Below are 18,417 nucleotides of genomic sequence, written 5' to 3'. Positions count from 1 at the left end.
AAGCTAAGCCACTGATTTTTTTTGAGCGATAAGATCATTTATTGTTGTGGTTTGCCTTTGCAGTAAAAGGACTCCAGTAAGGGATCAATAATGGATGGGTAAATATTGAGGCCGTCTAGCTTCTGTTTGAAGATATTTTGACTCTTTCGATTGTTGGTAAAAACAAAAGCATACATGGAAATGATGTTGTCCCGGAAAGCTGAATTAGTGATACGAATGTAGATATTTTTTACATTGCACTGCGATAGCTCGAGGTGATTGATGTATGAGGTCACTTCGGGGGCAGTGATTGTATTTGATTGGTCATGAACATAAAGCGTGGCACTACCAAACGAATAGGACTGGTAGTTGTCTTTATCTAAAAATGGCGCTCGTTCTTTGTCGTAATGAATGGAGTAGTAGGCGACCAATATGAAGCCAAGCCACAGGGCACATAAATTTAACGTAAATTGACGAGGAAACTTGGTTTTCGTTTTCTGAGTACTGACTGGTTGGTGTAAATCTGGGCTTATCTTTGCGTCATCAATGTTAGTGTCTGCATTCTCCAATTCAAGTTGCAATTCAGCCTCAGCGAACGGCTTAATTTCTTCAACTTTCGGAGCTTGTTGCTTTGGTGAAATCACCAATAAGTAACCTTGCTTACTGATCGTTTTGAGCTCTAACTCATTAGTATCTAAATTTTTGAATACTTTACGAATATAACTAATGGTGTTGGTTAGGGACTGATCGGTAACCAACACACCTTGCCAACACTCTTCAAACAACTCCTCTCGTGAAACGCATCTATCTTGGTGCTTTAACAAGTACAACAGAACCTTGAACGGCAGAGGGCGCATGCTGACCGTGATATCCGCTGGATGGTGAGTCAGTGTCCTTATCTCAATATCAATAGTGATGGAATCGGTGATATTACGCATTTGATTCATGGGCTTAGTAATTTAAATGAAGTTCATTTTGGCGGGCGGTACTTTAAGCATAGGAGGGCTGTCTGTAACTGTAAAATCTCATTGGTTATATAAAGATTACATTTAGCGATGTCGTTATGTTTTTGTTTGGCAATGGTTTGTGGTGGGAACGAGGGCTGGTTGCTAACGTAATGCCGCCTCGAGCTTGGGTGATAGCTTGACTTCTAATCGTTGTTTTAAAGGTAATTAGGATGCCAGAAATTAAACAGAAAAACTCTCAATCGGTGAATCAGCTGTTGCAAGAGTATAAGGACGTCACTTCCATAGAGTCCTTTCAACTGGATGTTGTTCAGTCTCTTACTAAGATTTTTGCCGATAAAGAGAAGAGCCTTGAACGCTGCGACAAGGTGACCTTACTAAAGGTTGCTCAGCAGCATATTGATCAAGAAATTGATTTCTCTCTTTCTGTTGGTTTCGACGATGCGGTTCCTATCCTCAATCAAATACGAAAAGTAATCGAAGCTGCCTAAGCGTTGAATTTGCGCCCGAGGGTTAATAAACGTTTTTACTGACTTCGCAGGTGCGAATTATGAATGACATATAGATAAGAGATGTTCGATTTGAATGTCTTTAGATAATAGCAACACAGTCAGCTACAACAGCCATTTTTAGAATTACATTGAAAGGAATAAACATGAACACAGTGACATTTATGGGCGATAAAATCGCACTAGCAGGTGACTTCCCACAAAAAGGTGAAGTACTTACTACACCAGCAATGACATCGGTATCGTTAGCACCACTAACGATTTCAGAAAAACAAGCTGATTTTAAACTGATCTACTTGTTCCCAAGCGTTGATACACCAGTATGTTCAAGCAGTACTAAGGTGATCTCTGAACTAGCAGAGCTAAAATCTGAGTCAGTAGATGTATATACGGTTTCAACCGATCTACCATTTGCGCTTGCTCGCTACCAAGAGAGCGAAGGTGTGAAAGGCATTGAGCAGCTATCGGTATTCAAAAATCCAGAGCTATTAAAAGCATTCGGTACTCAGTTTGAAGAGCATGCACTATCTGGCTTATCAGCTCGTGCAGTTATCCTACTAGATGCGAACAATGTAGTTTTACACAGCGAACTGGTTTCGGAAGTGACTGAAGAGCCAAACTACAACGCTATTGTTGAAGCTCTGAAAGCTTAATCATAGCGAGAGGCCTTGGTGAATTTTGGGCACCAAGGCTTTACCGTTAATTAGGCGAAACTTTATGGATTACAATATTTTGCTGAACCTTAGTTGGTTTCGGTCTACGCTTATAATTCAGATGCTTGCCGTGAATGACAGGCAAGTAAGTAAAGAATAGAATCAGATACAAGGTGTCACGCATTGGTAAAATCTAAGCCTGCAATTTTTGTCATGATTACAGCGCTAGGTGCATTTATTCTGGCAATCGTATTACTCATTCAACCGATCTCTTTAAGAGGGAGTCAATGGGCGTGTAACCTTAAACATGTGGGTTTTGTTACGCCATCGTATGCGCAGTACTCTGAGTTGAATGAATTTATGCTGTACTCATTTAGTTCTGACGAAGATTTTTTTGTCAGCGATAGGATTCAAACCGTGAATCAGCAGGGGGCAGTCGAAACGGCAGAGGTAGTGTTTGTCGGAAAATACACATTGCAAGATAATCATTTAGAGATGGTATTTAATGAAGTGAACTTCAGACATAAACACCCGAATGACATGATCAATCGTAATCAGGCGCTGTATAAGGGTTTTACGATTCAATATGATATTGAATTGGAAGATGATTTTCTTTATCTGTTCTCTGCCAATAATAGTGAAGAGTTCAATCATATCTGCACTAAGCGCTAGCCTTCCATAATCAGTAATACCCAGTGCGTTCTCTTACTTATCAGAGTGATTGAAGCCTCCCCCATAAACATTCATCACACCGGTTTTCTTCATATCTACTTGGTACAACCTAGTGGAATATTCTTCATTTTCGCTAATTCCAACTAAAATCCTACCCAAGGGCGTCTTTTCTACAAGAAAACTAGTCGAAGCCTTAACCATGATCTACAATACGGCAAAATTCTAACTCGACTATTTTCAGGAAGAGCTGCATGTACATGAGCACTGATGAGGTTCGCAACGCGTTCCTTAAGTTCTTTGAGAGCAAAGGACACCAAATCGTAGACAGTTCATCGTTAGTTCCACATAACGATCCAACCCTGCTATTCACTAACGCAGGTATGAACCAATTCAAAGATTGTTTCTTAGGCGCCGAAAAGCGTGCCTACACTCGAGCGACTACGGCTCAACGTTGTGTACGTGCTGGCGGTAAACACAATGACCTTGAAAACGTAGGTTTCACGGCTCGTCACCACACATTCTTTGAAATGCTTGGTAACTTCAGCTTTGGTGACTACTTCAAAGAAGACGCGATTGCGTTTGCTTGGGAATTCCTAACAGAAACTCTTCAACTGCCAAAAGACCGTCTACTGGTAACGGTATACGAGACGGATGACGAAGCATTCGATATCTGGAACAAAAAAGTAGGTGTACCTGCTGACCGTATCGTTCGTATCGGCGACAAAGAAGGCGGTAAACAGTTCGAGTCTGATAACTTCTGGACAATGGGTGACACAGGTCCTTGTGGTCCATGTACTGAAATTTTCTACGATCACGGTGAACACATTTGGGGCGGCCGTCCAGGTACACCTGAAGAAGATGGTGACCGTTTCATTGAGATCTGGAATAACGTATTCATGCAGTTCAACCGTCACGCAGACGGCACAATGGAACCGCTACCTAAGCCTGCTGTTGATACAGGTATGGGTATTGAGCGTATCTCTGCAATCATGCAAGGCGTACACTCTAACTACGAAATCGATGTATTCCAAAAGCTAATCAAAGCAACAGCTGAAACGATCGGTTACGAAGACCTATCAAACCAGTCACTACGCGTTATTGCTGACCACATCCGCTCTTGTTCATTCCTGATCGCTGATGGCGTTATGCCTTCAAACGAAGGTCGTGGTTACGTTCTACGTCGTATCATCCGTCGTGCTGTTCGTCACGGTAACAAGCTTGGTGCACAAGGTGTATTCTTCCACAAACTTGTGGGCGTACTGGCTGAAGTAATGGGTTCTGCAGCTGAAGAGCTTAAGAAGCAACAAGAGCTGGTTGAAAAAGTACTTCGTATCGAAGAGGAAAACTTTGGTCGTACGCTAGAGCGCGGCATGGTTATCCTGAACGAAGCACTAGACGCACTTGAAGGCAAAGAGCTAGACGGTGAAACAGTATTCAAACTTTACGATACCTACGGATTCCCAGCTGACTTAACTAACGATGTTGCTCGTGAGCGTGACTTCACTATTGATGAAGCAGGCTTCGAGAAGGCGATGGAAGTTCAGCGTCAGCGTGCACGTGAAGCTGGCCAATTCGGTACTGACTACAACGCGACGATCAAAGTTGAAACCAACACTGAGTTCTGTGGTTACACTGGTACAGAAGGTGCTGGTGAGATTTCTGCACTGTTCGTTGAAGGCGAAGAGGTTGCTTCTCTGTCTGCGGGCGATAAAGCAATCATCATCCTTGAAGAGACGCCATTCTATGCTGAATCAGGCGGTCAATGTGGTGATACAGGTACTCTGAAAACAGCTTCAGGTCTTTTCAAAGTAGAAGATACTCAAAAGCTAGGTAACGCATTTGCACACCATGGTGAGCTAGTTGAAGGTGTGTTCGCTAAAGGCGATAAAGTAGAAGCAACCGTAGACGCTGAGCGTCGTGCTGCTATCTCATTAAACCACTCTGCAACTCACTTACTTCATGCTGCACTGCGCGAAGTGCTTGGTGAGCACGTTGCTCAGAAAGGTTCTTTGGTTAAGCCAGACAACCTACGTTTTGATTTCTCTAACCTTGAAGCTGTAACACCGGCACAGATTAAAGAAGTAGAGCGTTTGGTTAACGCACAAGTTCGTAAGAACCATGCAATTGAAACCAACATCATGGACATCGAGTCAGCGAAAGAAAAAGGTGCAATGGCACTGTTTGGCGAGAAGTACGATGATGAAGTTCGCGTTCTGTCTATGGGCGATTTCTCTACTGAGCTTTGTGGTGGTATTCACGCTTCAAACACAGGTGATATTGGTCTATTCAAGATCACTTCTGAAGGTGGTATTGCTGCGGGTATTCGTCGTATTGAAGCGGTAACGGGTGAAGCTGCACTAGATGCAGTAGAAGCTCAAGCTAACGCTTACGAAGAGAAACTAGCGGAGTCAGCTAAGAAAGCAAAATCTTTAGAGAAAGAAATCCAACTGCTTAAAGAAAAGATGGCTGCAGCAGAAAGTGCAAACATCATGGGCAAAGTAGAAGAAATCTCTGGTACTAAGGTACTGGTTGCTGCCATTGAAGGTGCAGACAACAAGAACCTACGTACTATGGTTGATAACGCTAAAAACCAAGTGGGCAGCGGCATCATCCTGATCGCTAACGTAGCAGACGGTAAAGTTGGCTTGATTGCAGGTGTAACTAAAGACCTTATCGGCAAAGTAAAAGCCGGTGACCTAGTTAAGATGGTTGCTGAGCAAGTTGGCGGTAAAGGTGGCGGTCGTCCAGATATGGCTCAAGCGGGCGGTACTGACGTTGAAGCACTACCTGAAGCGCTTAAATCTGTACGTACTTGGCTAGAAGAGCGTCTTTAAGCTTAAGTAATTGACACAAAGATGCCCAATCAGTTGATTGGGCATCTTTTATTTTGCCTATTGGAAGAGTGTCTCAACCAGGTTTGATTGAGATTAACTAAGAAGTTTAATGTCAGCGTTACACTTCTTGGTTAATTTTTTATTGCTTCGCCATGACGCGGAGCGTGTGTTTTTTTGTCATATATAGACATTGGTCTTGGGAAGGTGAGGACGGGTGAAAATGCCTCTTATCGTGCAGAAGTTTGGCGGAACGTCGGTGGGTTCAATAGAACGAATCCAACATGTAGCAGAGAAAATCATTGAAGCGAAAAATGAAGGCAATCAGGTTGTGGTTGTGGTCTCTGCTATGTCAGGTGAAACGAATCGGTTGGTTAACTTAGCCACTCAAATCGATAGCGTACCAAATGCTAGAGAATTGGATGTGTTGTTAACGGCTGGAGAACAAGTTTCCATGGCACTGTTGGCGATGACGCTGCACAAGTTAGGTTATGAAGCGACATCGATGACGGGCTATCAAGCTGGGATTCACACCGATTCTAATCATAACAATGCGACGATCGAGCGTATTGATACTACTCCTATTCAAACCTTGTTAGACGACAATCAGATTGTGATTGTGGCTGGCTTTCAAGGTATGAACGCTAAAGGCGACATTACGACATTAGGCCGTGGTGGTTCCGATACCACTGCGGTTGCGTTAGCTGGCGCCCTTCAAGCTAAAGAGTGCCAGATCTATACTGATGTCGATGGCGTTTACTCGTGTGATCCTCGCGTTGTTAAACATTCGAAGAAGTTAGATACCTTAGACTTTCCATCGATGGAAGAGATGGCTCGTCGTGGTGCTAAGGTATTGCACCTTCCGTGCGTGCAGTACGCGTGGCAACACAATGTGCCATTGCGAGTACTTTCAAGCTTTGAAGAAGGCGAGGGTACATTGATTGCTGGCGACCAGTGTTTGAATGATATTTCTGGCCTCGCTATACAAAGAGATATGGTGCGTATCGAGTGTTTGAATGAGGACCTAGATTCTTTCTTATCGCATTGCCAACTGTTAGGAATTGAAGTCTGTAGTGTGATCGAGGGAACAGAACGGGCAGCACTCATTATTAAACAAGACATAAGTGCCAAATTAAAACTAGTTTTTGATGAGAAAATCCGTAATAGTGAACAGGTTAGTTTGTTAACTGTGGTAGGAAGCCGAACACAAGAAATTGTGGTCAGTTCACATGGATTGTTGTCTGAAGGCGAAATTGATGTACAGCATCACTTATTGCAGCAGCAGTCTTTAACTTTGGTGATATCACCAACGCAAGTCGATACGGCTGCTAACATATTACATAATGCATACATCGTAGCGCGTGAAAAGCAGGGTTATCCCCAAAAAGAAGTGCATTTTGGTTAAATAAACTCAATCGATAGTTTACGAAAATATAACTTTTGTTGGATAATGCTCTCGTAGCTAGATAAATTTAGAGATTACTCAAGGAGCAAAGAATGCTAATTTTGACTCGCCGCGTTGGCGAAACACTGATGATTGGTGATGAAGTAACAGTTACTGTACTAGGTGTTAAAGGTAACCAAGTACGTATTGGTGTTAACGCACCTAAAGAAGTATCTGTTCACCGTGAAGAGATCTACATGCGCATTCAAGCTGAAAAAGGTAATGGTAACGTTGCATCTGGCAACTACTAATACTTTGCGTAGAGAAGAGGCTAGCATTACTGCTAGCCTTTTTTGATCTTGAGGAATGATAATTCGACGTCGAAACATTGGTTCATCGGATAACGTATTTGTTTTGATTTTGCAGAATGAATACTTCACCAAGTTAGGTGCTATTGGTAATTGCTGGGCGTGATAGCGGACGGTGATTTCTTTGCCACACTTCAAGATTTATTGGCTTCCCCTATAGCGCAAATACGCATCCCGTAGTATTGTTCATCCAGCGGTAGCACTTGCTGCTGGAGAAATCAGATAATTGTTTTTAGCGGTTTATTATTGCCAATCTTTCGCCTTAATTTTTAAGGGAAAAAGCGCGCTTTTGATGTTATAAGTTCAAATTGCAAGCGCTTTGATTAAATAGCAAACGGTTGAGTGTTTTTGTCCAATTTTTTTCAATAAAGTGTTTGACATATTTTCGGTAAAACGTAATATGTGCCTCCGCAAGACGGTGAGGTGGCCGAGAGGCCGAAGGCGCTCCCCTGCTAAGGGAGTATGTGGTTTGTAGCTGCATCGAGGGTTCGAATCCCTCCCTCACCGCCATTTCTTGCGAGTCTAAAGTTAGCAACTTAGACAATGTAAATGTGCGTCCTTAGCTCAGCTGGATAGAGTACCTGGCTACGAACCAGGCGGTCGGAGGTTCGAATCCTCCAGGACGCGCCATTCTCTCTTCTCTTACTTGTAAGTGATGTGGGAATAATGAATTAGGTGAGGTGGCCGAGTGGCCGAAGGCGCTCCCCTGCTAAGGGAGTATGTGGTTTGTAGCTGCATCGAGGGTTCGAATCCCTCCCTCACCGCCATTCATTACAGGCCGATGGCCTTTTTTTTTCTTCGTAGCAAGAAGAATGTGATATATTTCACAACTTCATTCTTAATGAATGAACACCGTGCGTCCTTAGCTCAGCTGGATAGAGTACCTGGCTACGAACCAGGCGGTCGGAGGTTCGAATCCTCCAGGACGCGCCACTATTTAAGGGTCTGTTGATCCTTGTATTGACTACGTTGATACTAAAACCGTGCGCTCTTAGCTCAGCTGGATAGAGTACCTGGCTACGAACCAGGCGGTCGGAGGTTCGAATCCTCCAGAGCGCGCCACTATTTAGGGTTTAGTTCTGATAAGAATGTGAATCCTGATATTGATAAATCATTCATCGAGAATTAATATCAAATCCGTGCGTCCTTAGCTCAGCTGGATAGAGTACCTGGCTACGAACCAGGCGGTCGGAGGTTCGAATCCTCCAGGACGCGCCACTCTTTAGGGTTTCCTTGTGAACTCCTGATATTGGGAATACTGATATCGAAAACCGTGCGCTCTTAGCTCAGCTGGATAGAGTACCTGGCTACGAACCAGGCGGTCGGAGGTTCGAATCCTCCAGAGCGCGCCACATTATTAAAAAAAGCCTCGTTTTTACGAGGCTTTTTTTATGTCTGCCGCATAAATGTTGATAAAATGTTAAAATTACTTAAAATTTAACTTGTTGTATTTTAAGTGGTTATTGAATACTTCCTTGTTATTCCACCTTTCTCATATCATTTCTTAAAAAAGCTCTATTTAAGTCACAGTTTAATTCTCTAAAAATTACATATTTGACAGATTTATGTGATCTGACAGGCGAATAATTAACCTAATGTGTGCGTTATCCGTAACAGAACCTTAAACAAAATTGACAAAGTTTTACCAATCGAGATAATCCAAGGGTCGGGATCACTATTCGCTGAAATCCTGTACATATGTCAGGATGACGAAGAAAGGAAGCAACATGACTAATATTGGAAGCCTGCTAGGAGATGCGGCGACTCTGATGATAACGGGGATGTCCGTTGTCTTTATTTTCCTAACTATTCTAGTTTACCTCGTTCGGTTGATGTCAAAACTGGTACCAGAAGAAGTACCAGAGCCGATCGCAGCACCTAAAAAAATTCAAAAATCACAATCAAACCCTTCAGCTGTTAGTCCACAGGTAGTGGCAGCAATTTCGGCCGCGGTTCATCAATACCGTGCGTCGACTGCTAAGTAGCATTTAAAGGATTAAAAAGGAGTTTATGAGCATGTCTAAACCACTAGCTATCACAGACGTGGTACTTCGTGACGCCCATCAGTCACTATTTGCTACTCGTATGCGTATCGAAGATATGCTGCCAATAGCGGCAGAACTGGATAAAGTCGGTTACTGGTCTTTAGAGACTTGGGGCGGCGCGACGTTTGATTCGTGTATTCGTTTTCTTGGAGAGGATCCATGGGAGCGTCTACGTGAACTAAAGAAAGCGATGCCAAACACACCAATGCAGATGCTACTGCGTGGTCAAAACCTGTTGGGTTACCGCCACTACGCGGATGACGTAGTCGAAAAATTTGTTGAACGTGCCCATAAGAACGGCATGGACGTATTCCGTATTTTTGATGCGATGAATGATGTACGTAACTTTGAGAAAGCGGTGAAAGCAACGATTGATGTTGGCGGTCACGCTCAAGGTACTTTGTCTTACACAACCAGCCCTGTCCACAACTCAGATACTTGGGTTGATCTGGCTAAGCGTCTAGAAGACCTAGGTTGTCATTCACTATGTATCAAAGATATGTCAGGTTTATTAAAGCCTTACGAAGCTGAAGAATTAATTACACGTATCAAAGCGTCGTGTGATGTACCTCTAGCCCTGCATAGCCACGCGACAACGGGTCTTTCTACAGCAACAGCAGTTAAAGCAGTTGAAGCGGGTATCGATATTCTAGATACCGCTATCTCTTCAATGAGCTGTACTTACGGCCACACACCAACAGAAACGGTTGTGGCGATGCTAGAAGGTACTGAGCGTGATACTAATCTTAAGCTGGATCAGATTGAGCCAATCGCTTCTTACTTCCGTGATGTTCGTAAAAAGTACGCGAAATGGGAAGGCCAACTAAAAGGCGTTGATTCTCGTATCTTGATTGCTCAGGTTCCTGGCGGCATGTTGACCAACATGGAAGGCCAGTTAAAAGAGCAAGGCGCTGCAGATCGTATGGATGAGGTGCTTGAAGAGATCCCACGCGTACGTAAAGAACTTGGCTACATTCCTCTGGTAACGCCAACTTCTCAAATCGTTGGTACTCAAGCGGTTATTAACGTACTCACGGGCGAGCGCTACAAGAGCATCACTAAAGAAACAGCGGGTCTATTGAAAGGCGAATACGGTCAAGCTCCAGCTGAAGTGGATGCAGAACTGCAAGCTAAAGTATTGGATGGTGCGGAAGCGATCACTTGTCGCCCTGCAGATCTGCTGAAGTCTGAAATGGATGAGCTAACGACTGATTTGCTAGAAAAAGCAAAAGCAGAAGGTATCTCTCTAGCGGAAGACACGGTAGATGATGTACTGACTTACGCACTGTTCCCACAAGTGGGTCTTAAGTTCCTTAAGAACCGTCGTAATCCTGAAGCATTTGAACCAGCACCAACGGCAGAAGCTGCGGCTCCTGTGGCAGCAGCGGCACCAGCTTCCGTACCTGGTGGTATCGAGAGCTACAGCGTGAAAGTGGATGGTCAGGTTTATGATGTAGAAGTTGGCCCACAAGGTGAGCTGACGTCAGTAGCACCATCAGCAAAACCAGCTCAAGCGGTACAAGCTGCACCTGTAGCGGCATCTGACGCGGAAGCGGTACCAGCTCCATTAGCGGGTAACATCTTTAAAGTTAACGTTCAGGCGGGCGCTGAAGTCGCTGAAGGCGACGTTCTGCTTATTCTTGAAGCGATGAAGATGGAAACGGAAGTTCGTGCTGCTCGTGGTGGTATCGTTCAAGAACTGAATGTTAAAGAAGGCGATGCAGTTACTGTAGGCGCTCCACTACTAAGCCTAGCGTAAGGGAGTACCATGGAAGGATTGATGACCTTATGGTCTGAAACAGGGATTGCTAACTTCGAGTTCGGCCAGATCTGTATGATGCTGGTCGGTTGCTTGCTGTTGTTTTTGGCAATCCGCAAAGGATTTGAACCTTTACTGTTGTTGCCGATTGGTTTTGGTGCTGTATTAGCCAATATTCCAAATGCTGGATTTACTGATCCAGGTGGTTTGCTTTACTACGTTTACTACATTGGTATTGAAACGGGTATTTTCCCACTGCTGATCTTTATGGGCGTGGGCGCGATGACGGACTTCGGTGCGTTGATTGCTAACCCTAAAACCTTGTGGTTAGGTGCGGCTGCTCAGTTCGGTATTTTCGCAACACTGTTTGGCGCGATCTTGCTGAACTACATTCCAGGCATGGAATTTACGATGGCAGATGCTTCTTCTATCGCAATCATCGGTGGTGCAGATGGCCCAACGGCTATCTTCTTAGCGAGTAAGCTCTCCCCTGATCTGCTAGGTGCGATTGCCGTAGCGGCATACAGCTACATGGCTTTAGTTCCTATCATTCAGCCGCCAATCATGAAGGCGTTAACGTCTCCAGAAGAGCGCAAAATTAAGATGGCTCAGCTTCGTCACGTAAGCAAAGGTGAGAAGATCCTTTTCCCACTTGCAGTGTTACTGATGACGATCTTGTTCCTACCTTCAGCAACACCACTGGTTGGTATGTTCTGTTTAGGTAACTTAATGCGTGAAGCGGGTGTGGTTGACCGTCTATCGAAGACTGCACAAAACGAACTGATCAACGTTGTAACTATCTTCCTTGGCTTGGGTGTAGGTTCTAAGCTTCAAGCAGATACCTTCTTGAACTTAGAAACGTTAGGTATTCTAGGCTTAGGTGCGGTAGCGTTCAGTATCGGTACTGCGGGTGGTGTGTTGATGGCGAAGCTATTAAACCGTTTCTCGAAAGAGGACATCAACCCACTGATTGGTGCTGCTGGTGTATCAGCGGTTCCAATGGCGGCTCGTGTTGTGAACAAGGTTGGTCTTGAGGCGAACCCTCAGAACTTCTTGTTGATGCATGCAATGGGGCCGAACGTAGCAGGTGTGCTAGGTAGTGCGGTTGCGGCCGGTATTCTATTAGCGCTAGTCGGTTAATGGATACCTAGGTCATGTATCGTTACGTTAATTGGTCGTCAATTTACGAATGAGCGGTTAACTTAGCCTTATTAAATGGTTTATAGTCGAAGGGATGCTTGTGCATCCCTTTCTTTTATTCGTTAGGTTTTAACTAATTAGGGACGTGTTTAAATGGAAAATAGACAGATAGCGATTACCGAGTTTGGTGGGGTGGAAAACCTTGTACTTCAAACCAGTGCAATACCAGAGCCTAAAGCTGGCGAAGTGGTGGTTAAGGTCTCTTTTTCCGGCGTCAATCCGATAGATGTTAAAACTCGAGCCGGGCTAGGTTGGGCGGCTGCACAAAACAAAGATAACCTACCTTGGGTACCAGGCTACGATATCGCGGGGCAAGTGGTTACGTTAGGCGAACAGGCTGAGCGTTTTACTGTTGGTGATAATGTGGCGGGCTTTATCGGCTTCCCATTACAAGGTGGTGGTTACAGTCAATATGTATGTGTACCTGAAACTGCACTGAGCATCATTCCTAACTCTGTAACATTAGAAGCGGCAGCCGCTCTCCCTCTGGCGAGTCAAACGGCGGCACAAGCGCTCAATAAAGCGGAAGTGAAAGAGGGCGATCGCGTACTCATTTTAGCGGGTGCGGGTGGTGTTGGACATATTGCCGTTCAAATTGCCGTGGCGGCAAAAGCTGAGGTTTACACGACTTGTAGCGAAGCAAATCTTGATTACCTAGCAACGCTAGGTGCCCATGCTATCAACTATAAATTTGCTCCAGCGTCTGAGCGTGTGTCGGATGTTGACGTGCTGATTGATTTGGTGGGTGGCGATACGGCGCTTGATGCGTTGAAGTGCCTGAAAGATGGCGCAAGAGTGGTTACCGTTCCGACCCTATCAGCAGAGTTAATCTGCGAGAAGGCAAAACTTTTAGGTTTCACAGCGTCTGGTATGTTGGTAGAACCTAACCCAGAGCAAATGGATACCATGCTTTATATGGTGAGTGTTGGATTGTTAAAAACAGAAATTCAAGGTGTTTACCCGCTGGAAGAGGCACAGTCGGCTCATCTGCAGGTAGAAACCGGACACACCAGAGGCAAGGTACTGCTTAAGATGCAAGAAGGTTAATATGCAGTGCTAGAGTTCTTTAATTCTCTTTTTGAAAACATAGCGCTGTGGTTCTCTGATTCAGCGCTATGGGTCTTATTCATCAGTGGCTTCTTAAGTGCCACCTTATTACCCGGAGGCTCAGAGGCGAGCCTTGTTGCAGCATTGAGCTTAGATCAATTCTCAACATCATCGATTATTCTAATAGCGACACTCGGTAATACGTTAGGTGGCCTTACTAATTATTGGATTGGTTTGTGGTTGCCTAATCGAACTCAATCAGAAAAGCATGGTCATAAGGCTATGGCTTGGCTAAGCCGTTATGGTTATTGGACTTTACTCTTCAGTTGGTTGCCCGTTATCGGTGACCCTTTGTGTCTAGCCGCTGGCTGGTTGAGAATGAAATTCATCCCTAGCGTTATCTTGATTGCGATTGGTAAAGCTGCTCGCTATAGCTTACTTGCTGCTATCTACTTCGGTTTTTTCTAAGGAGAACCTATGAAAAAGGTTTTACTTGGTACATTTTCTCTTATCGCCATTGCCGGCTGTTCTTACAATGTACCTAGCTCAACATCCTTCTTTTCCTCATTACCAGAAGGTGTCACTCTTTTAGAAGAGGTTAAGCCCTCTAAAGATAAAGTGGTGATTCCTTATGCTAAGTATCAATTAGATAATGGACTCACCGTTATCCTTTCTCCCGATGATTCCGATCCACTTGTACACGTGGATGTTACCTATCATGTCGGCTCTGCACGTGAAGAGATAGGCAAGTCTGGTTTTGCTCACTTCTTCGAGCATATGATGTTCCAAGGCTCTGAGAACGTTGGTGACCAGCAGCACTTCAAGATCATTACTGAGGCCGGTGGTTCGTTAAACGGCACCACTAATCGTGACCGCACTAATTACTTTGAAACCGTCCCATCTAATCAACTTGAAAAAATGTTGTGGTTAGAGTCAGACCGAATGGGCTTCTTACTTGATGCTGTTTCTCAGCGGAAATTCGAGGTTCAGCGAGGTACGGTTAAAAATGAACGAGCTCAAAGCTATGAAAATCGCCCTTATGGTTTGATGTGGGAGCGCATGGGTGAAGCGCTTTACCCTGAAGGGCACCCATATTCATGGCAACCAATTGGCTATGTCGAAGATCTTGACCGAGTGGATGTGAATGATCTCAAGGCATTCTTCTTGCGTTGGTACGGCCCAAATAATGCGGTACTGACAATCGGTGGTGATATCGATGTCGACGATACGCTTGAGTGGGTTAATAAATACTTTGGCCCGATCCCAAAAGGCCCAGAGGTTAAGCCTGCTGAGAAACAACCTGCGGTACTAACGGAAGATAAGTACATCACCCTAGAAGATAACATCCGTCAGCCAATGGTATTGGTTGGTTGGCCAACGACTTATCGCGGCGAAGAGACCCAAGCGTCACTGAATGCGCTGTCTAACGTTTTAGGTTCTGGCACCAACAGCTATCTGTACCAAAATCTAGTGAAAACTCAAAAGGCAGTGAGTGCTGGTTCATTTCATGATTGTGCTGAATTGGCATGTACCATGTACGTATATGCGATGGGAGACTCTGGTAAAAAAGGTGACTTAACCGTTCTCAATAAAGAGTTAATGGATACCTTAGATAAGTTCTCGAAAGAGGGGGTTCAACAAGAGCGTCTAGACCAGATTACCGGAATGGCTGAGGCGGATGCGGTTTTTGCACTGCAAAGTGTAAAAGGCAAGGTGTCGCAATTGGCATCTAACCAAACTTTCTATGGTCAGCCAGATCGCATTGAATCCCAGCTGGATCAAATCCGCGCCGTCACGCCTGAAAGCGTGAGTAAGGCCTACCAAGATTTCATCGAAGGTAAGCACAAAGTGACTTTAAGTGTGGTTCCTAAGAAGCAGCTTGATTTAGCGGTTCGTGAAGCGACGTTTACCACACCACCACGTACGTTGCCTGAATACAGCAAGGTGACAGAAGACCAGTTGAACTTCAGAAGAGTTACGGAAACCTTTGATCGCAGTGTGATGCCAGAGGTCAACTTTGGTGTAGAAGCGACGATGCCAGAGCTGTATCGCATGCACTTTGCAAACGGTAGCGACTTGATTGGTACTGAAACCAGTGAAACGCCGACAGTACAGATGCAAATCCAACTGCCGGCGGGTGAGCGTTATGTTCGTAAAGGTCAAGAGGGCCTAGCAAACCTAACAGCCGCTATGATGGAAGAAGGTACCACTAAGCGAACGGTTGAAGAATTACAGGCGACTTTAGATAAGCTGGGTAGTAGCGTAAGTATTAGTGCTGGTAGCTACACCACAGATATCTCTATTTCCACGCTAGAGAAAAATCTGCCTCAAACACTCGCTATCGTGCAGGAGGTTCTGTTTGAGCCTAAGTTCGACAGTCAAGACTTTGATCGCGTGAAAAGCCAGATGTTAGAAGGTGTGGTGTATCAACATCAACAACCAAGTTGGATGGCGTCTCAAGCAACCCGTGAAGTGCTGTTTGGTGACAGTATTTTTGCGAGGGCAAGTGATGGCACTAAAGCGTCATTGTCTACATTGACCTTGGATGATGTGAAAAAGTTCTATGCTCAGCATTACACCCCTGAGAGTGCCAATATTGTCGTTGTGGGAGACATCTCGAAGAAAGAGATTGGAAAGCAGCTACAATTCTTTGAGGAGTGGCAAGGCGAGGCGGCACCGCTAATACGCCCACAGATCGTCAAAGAGCTGACCGAGCAGCGTTTATATTTGGTCGATAAGCCGGGGGCGCCACAAAGTATTGTTCGTCTCGTACGTAAAGGCCTGCCTTTTGATGCAACAGGTGAACTATACAAGAGCCAATTGGCTAACTTTAACTTAGCGGGTAACTTTAATAGCCGTATCAACCAAAACCTACGCGAAGACAAGGCGTACACTTATGGTGCGAGCGGTTACTTTGCCAGTACACGCGAAACGGGCGCGGTGGTATTTAGCGCGCAGGTAAGAGCGAATGCGACAGTGCCATCGATTCAAGAGTTTATTAATGAACTGAATGAGTTTAGTCAAAGTGGATTAACTGATGATGAGGTGAAATTTATGCGCCTTGCCGTCGGTCAACAAGATGCGCTCAAATACGAAACGCCAAGTCAAAAGGCTGGTTTGTTGAGTAATATTGTCGCATTGAGCCTTGATGAAGATTACCTACAACAACGTAATCAGATAGTTGAGACGGTCTCAAAAGAGACATTGAATGAACTATCGAAGAAATGGTTCGACCCGAATGATTATCAAATAATTGTGGTTGGTGATGCGGCTTCGCTTCGCCCTCAATTAGAAAAGTTAGATATTCCAATAGAAGAGCTTGAAATCATTCGTTAGAGTACACATTAAAGGGGGAGGGAAGAGACTCTACTTTTCTCCTCCAACCTAATTTATGATAGTTCTAATCAGAACGATATAAGATAAGTGAACTGAATTTTGACTGATTTTGCTGCGCGACTAAAGCAAGTTGCAACCAACCCTAAGACCTTCTCTCAATTTGGTCGTGGTGTTGAAAGGGAAACATTACGCTACACGGAAGATGGGCACCTTGCTACTGGGCCGCACCCTAAGGCTTTAGGTTCTGCGTTGATGAACGAGTGGGTAACAACCGATTTCTCTGAGTCGTTACTGGAATTTATCACGCCTGTTTCAAATGACGTTCCTACTCTTTTGAATCAGTTGTCTGATATTCATCACTTCACGCAAACCAAGTTAGACGGCGAAAAGCTGTGGCCGCTCTCTATGCCTTGTTACGTTGGTAGCGAAGATTACATTCAGCTCGCGCAATACGGCACGTCTAATAACGGTAAAATGAAAACGTTATACCGAGAAGGCTTGAAACGTCGTTACGGTAGCTTGATGCAGATTATTTCTGGTGTGCACTTCAATTTCTCTTTCCCTGAAAGCTTCTGGGATAGCCTATTTGGAGAGCAAACAGAAGAGGCGCGTTGTGAAGCTAAGTCAGATGCGTATTTCGGTTTGATCCGTAACTACTACCGCTTTGGTTGGTTAATCCCATACTTCTTTGGTGCTTCGCCAGCATTGTGTTCTTCTTTCATCAAAGGAAGAGAAACCAACCTACCTTTTGAAAAGGTTGGCGAGACACTGTATCTACCAAAAGCAACGGCGCTGCGTCTGAGTGATCTTGGTTACACTAACAGCGCACAAAGCGTATTGAAGATAGGCTTTAACAGCCTAGGTCAGTACCTTGAAGGATTAAACCAAGCGATTCGCACGCCATCTGAAGAGTTTGCAGAGATTGGTGTTAAGGTTGATGGCGAATACCGTCAGCTTAATAGCAACGTATTGCAAATTGAGAATGAGCTTTACGCACCTATCCGTCCTAAGCGTGTGGCAAAGAGTGGTGAGAAACCATCTGAAGCACTGGCTCGTGGCGGTGTTGAGTACATCGAGGTTCGCTCTCTAGACGTAAACCCATTCAGCTCAATTGGTATTACTGAGCAGCAAGTTCGCTTCTTAGATCTATTCCTAACGTGGAGTGTGCTAACTGACTCTGCTGAAATGGATAACTGTGAGCTTGAATGCTGGCGTGATAACTGGAACAAGGTGATCTTGGAAGGTCGTCAAGTTGGTCTAGAACTGCAAATTGGTTGTCACGGTGAGCGATTGTCTCTGCAAGATTGGGCGAAGCGCGTGTTCAAAGACCTACGCTTAATTGCTGAGATGATGGATGCTGAACAAGGCGGCCGAGCTTACCAAGAAACCTGCGATACGCTTGAAGCTTGGATTGATAACCCAGAGCTAACCATTTCTGGCCAATTGCTAGAAGAGACTAAGAAGTTAGGTGGTTTAGGTAAAGTTGGCTGTGCGCTAGGCAAAACGTACGCTCAACAGCACAAAGCACATCAATACAAAGTATATTCAGCTGAGCTGATGGAAGCAGAGGTTCAACGCTCTGTGGTAGCTCAGCAACAAAGTGAAGAAGCGAGCACTCAAGATTTTGATAGCTTCTTAGCGGATTATTTTTCGTATTTAAAAGCATAGC

General features: G+C 44.7%; 14 protein-coding genes and 7 tRNA genes. 20 read left to right on the top strand and 1 reads right to left on the bottom strand.

Features of this window, described 5'->3' with window-relative positions; genetic code table 11:
- Positions 1 to 38 precede the first annotated feature (38 nt).
- A complete protein-coding gene (locus OH460_RS07290; protein WP_269996212.1) occupies positions 39 to 917 on the bottom strand; it encodes a winged helix-turn-helix domain-containing protein in 879 nt (292 codons plus the stop codon).
- Between the two features lie 239 nt (positions 918 to 1,156).
- On the opposite strand from OH460_RS07290, the gene OH460_RS07285 reads away from it, so the two are divergent.
- From OH460_RS07285 to gshA, 20 genes are all read left to right on the top strand, one after another.
- Entirely contained in the window at positions 1,157 to 1,435 is a 279-nt protein-coding gene (locus OH460_RS07285; protein ID WP_004739063.1) for a hypothetical protein, read from the top strand.
- A 164-nt stretch (positions 1,436 to 1,599) separates the two neighbouring features.
- Entirely contained in the window at positions 1,600 to 2,106 is a 507-nt protein-coding gene (gene tpx / locus OH460_RS07280) for a thiol peroxidase (RefSeq protein ID WP_137408059.1), read from the top strand.
- Between the two features lie 183 nt (positions 2,107 to 2,289).
- Positions 2,290 to 2,778, top strand: a complete 489-nt coding sequence (locus OH460_RS07275; RefSeq protein ID WP_269996208.1) for a hypothetical protein — start codon at positions 2,290 to 2,292, stop codon at positions 2,776 to 2,778.
- A gap of 251 nt (positions 2,779 to 3,029) precedes the next feature.
- Positions 3,030 to 5,612 (top strand): alanine--tRNA ligase, encoded by a 2,583-nt coding sequence (alaS, locus tag OH460_RS07270; RefSeq protein WP_102423637.1) that lies wholly within the window; start codon positions 3,030 to 3,032, stop codon positions 5,610 to 5,612.
- A gap of 220 nt (positions 5,613 to 5,832) precedes the next feature.
- Positions 5,833 to 7,014, top strand: coding sequence for an aspartate kinase (locus OH460_RS07265; protein WP_008221085.1), 1,182 nt, complete (start codon positions 5,833 to 5,835; stop codon positions 7,012 to 7,014).
- A gap of 92 nt (positions 7,015 to 7,106) precedes the next feature.
- Positions 7,107 to 7,304 carry a carbon storage regulator CsrA gene (csrA, locus tag OH460_RS07260; RefSeq protein WP_004415691.1) on the top strand — a complete coding sequence of 66 codons (198 nt, stop codon included), beginning with the start codon at positions 7,107 to 7,109 and terminating at the stop codon, positions 7,302 to 7,304.
- 474 nt (positions 7,305 to 7,778) lie between these two features.
- Positions 7,779 to 7,871: transfer RNA gene (locus tag OH460_RS07255), tRNA-Ser, on the top strand.
- Between the two features lie 43 nt (positions 7,872 to 7,914).
- Positions 7,915 to 7,991 (top strand) — tRNA-Arg (locus OH460_RS07250).
- A 44-nt stretch (positions 7,992 to 8,035) separates the two neighbouring features.
- Positions 8,036 to 8,128: transfer RNA gene (locus OH460_RS07245), tRNA-Ser, on the top strand.
- An 89-nt stretch (positions 8,129 to 8,217) separates the two neighbouring features.
- A tRNA-Arg gene (locus OH460_RS07240) sits at positions 8,218 to 8,294 on the top strand.
- A gap of 52 nt (positions 8,295 to 8,346) precedes the next feature.
- Positions 8,347 to 8,423, top strand: a tRNA-Arg gene (locus tag OH460_RS07235).
- A 79-nt stretch (positions 8,424 to 8,502) separates the two neighbouring features.
- Positions 8,503 to 8,579, top strand: a tRNA-Arg gene (locus OH460_RS07230).
- A gap of 57 nt (positions 8,580 to 8,636) precedes the next feature.
- Positions 8,637 to 8,713: transfer RNA gene (locus OH460_RS07225), tRNA-Arg, on the top strand.
- 375 nt (positions 8,714 to 9,088) lie between these two features.
- Positions 9,089 to 9,346 carry an oxaloacetate decarboxylase subunit gamma gene (locus OH460_RS07220; protein WP_004741884.1) on the top strand — a complete coding sequence of 86 codons (258 nt, stop codon included), beginning with the start codon at positions 9,089 to 9,091 and terminating at the stop codon, positions 9,344 to 9,346.
- A 31-nt stretch (positions 9,347 to 9,377) separates the two neighbouring features.
- Positions 9,378 to 11,165, top strand: a complete 1,788-nt coding sequence (oadA, locus tag OH460_RS07215; RefSeq protein WP_269996205.1) for a sodium-extruding oxaloacetate decarboxylase subunit alpha — start codon at positions 9,378 to 9,380, stop codon at positions 11,163 to 11,165.
- Positions 11,166 to 11,174: 9 nt separating this feature from the next.
- Positions 11,175 to 12,305: a sodium ion-translocating decarboxylase subunit beta gene (locus OH460_RS07210; RefSeq protein WP_004741882.1), complete on the top strand. Its 1,131-nt coding sequence runs from the start codon at positions 11,175 to 11,177 to the stop codon at positions 12,303 to 12,305.
- Between the two features lie 153 nt (positions 12,306 to 12,458).
- Positions 12,459 to 13,412: an NADP-dependent oxidoreductase gene (locus tag OH460_RS07205; protein WP_269996202.1), complete on the top strand. Its 954-nt coding sequence runs from the start codon at positions 12,459 to 12,461 to the stop codon at positions 13,410 to 13,412.
- A 6-nt stretch (positions 13,413 to 13,418) separates the two neighbouring features.
- Positions 13,419 to 13,880: a YqaA family protein gene (locus OH460_RS07200; RefSeq protein ID WP_004741880.1), complete on the top strand. Its 462-nt coding sequence runs from the start codon at positions 13,419 to 13,421 to the stop codon at positions 13,878 to 13,880.
- Positions 13,881 to 13,889: 9 nt separating this feature from the next.
- Positions 13,890 to 16,748, top strand: a complete 2,859-nt coding sequence (locus OH460_RS07195) for a M16 family metallopeptidase (RefSeq protein WP_269996199.1) — start codon at positions 13,890 to 13,892, stop codon at positions 16,746 to 16,748.
- 99 nt (positions 16,749 to 16,847) lie between these two features.
- A complete protein-coding gene (gshA, locus tag OH460_RS07190; RefSeq protein WP_269996197.1) occupies positions 16,848 to 18,416 on the top strand; it encodes a glutamate--cysteine ligase in 1,569 nt (522 codons plus the stop codon).
- Position 18,417 lies beyond the last annotated feature (1 nt).

It is taken from the genome of Vibrio sp. Makdt (genome assembly GCF_027587015.1).
GTDB lineage: Bacteria > Pseudomonadota > Gammaproteobacteria > Enterobacterales > Vibrionaceae > Vibrio > Vibrio chagasii_B.
The sequence above is the reverse complement of the archived record's forward strand: the minus strand, read 5'-3'. Positions and strand labels throughout refer to the sequence as shown.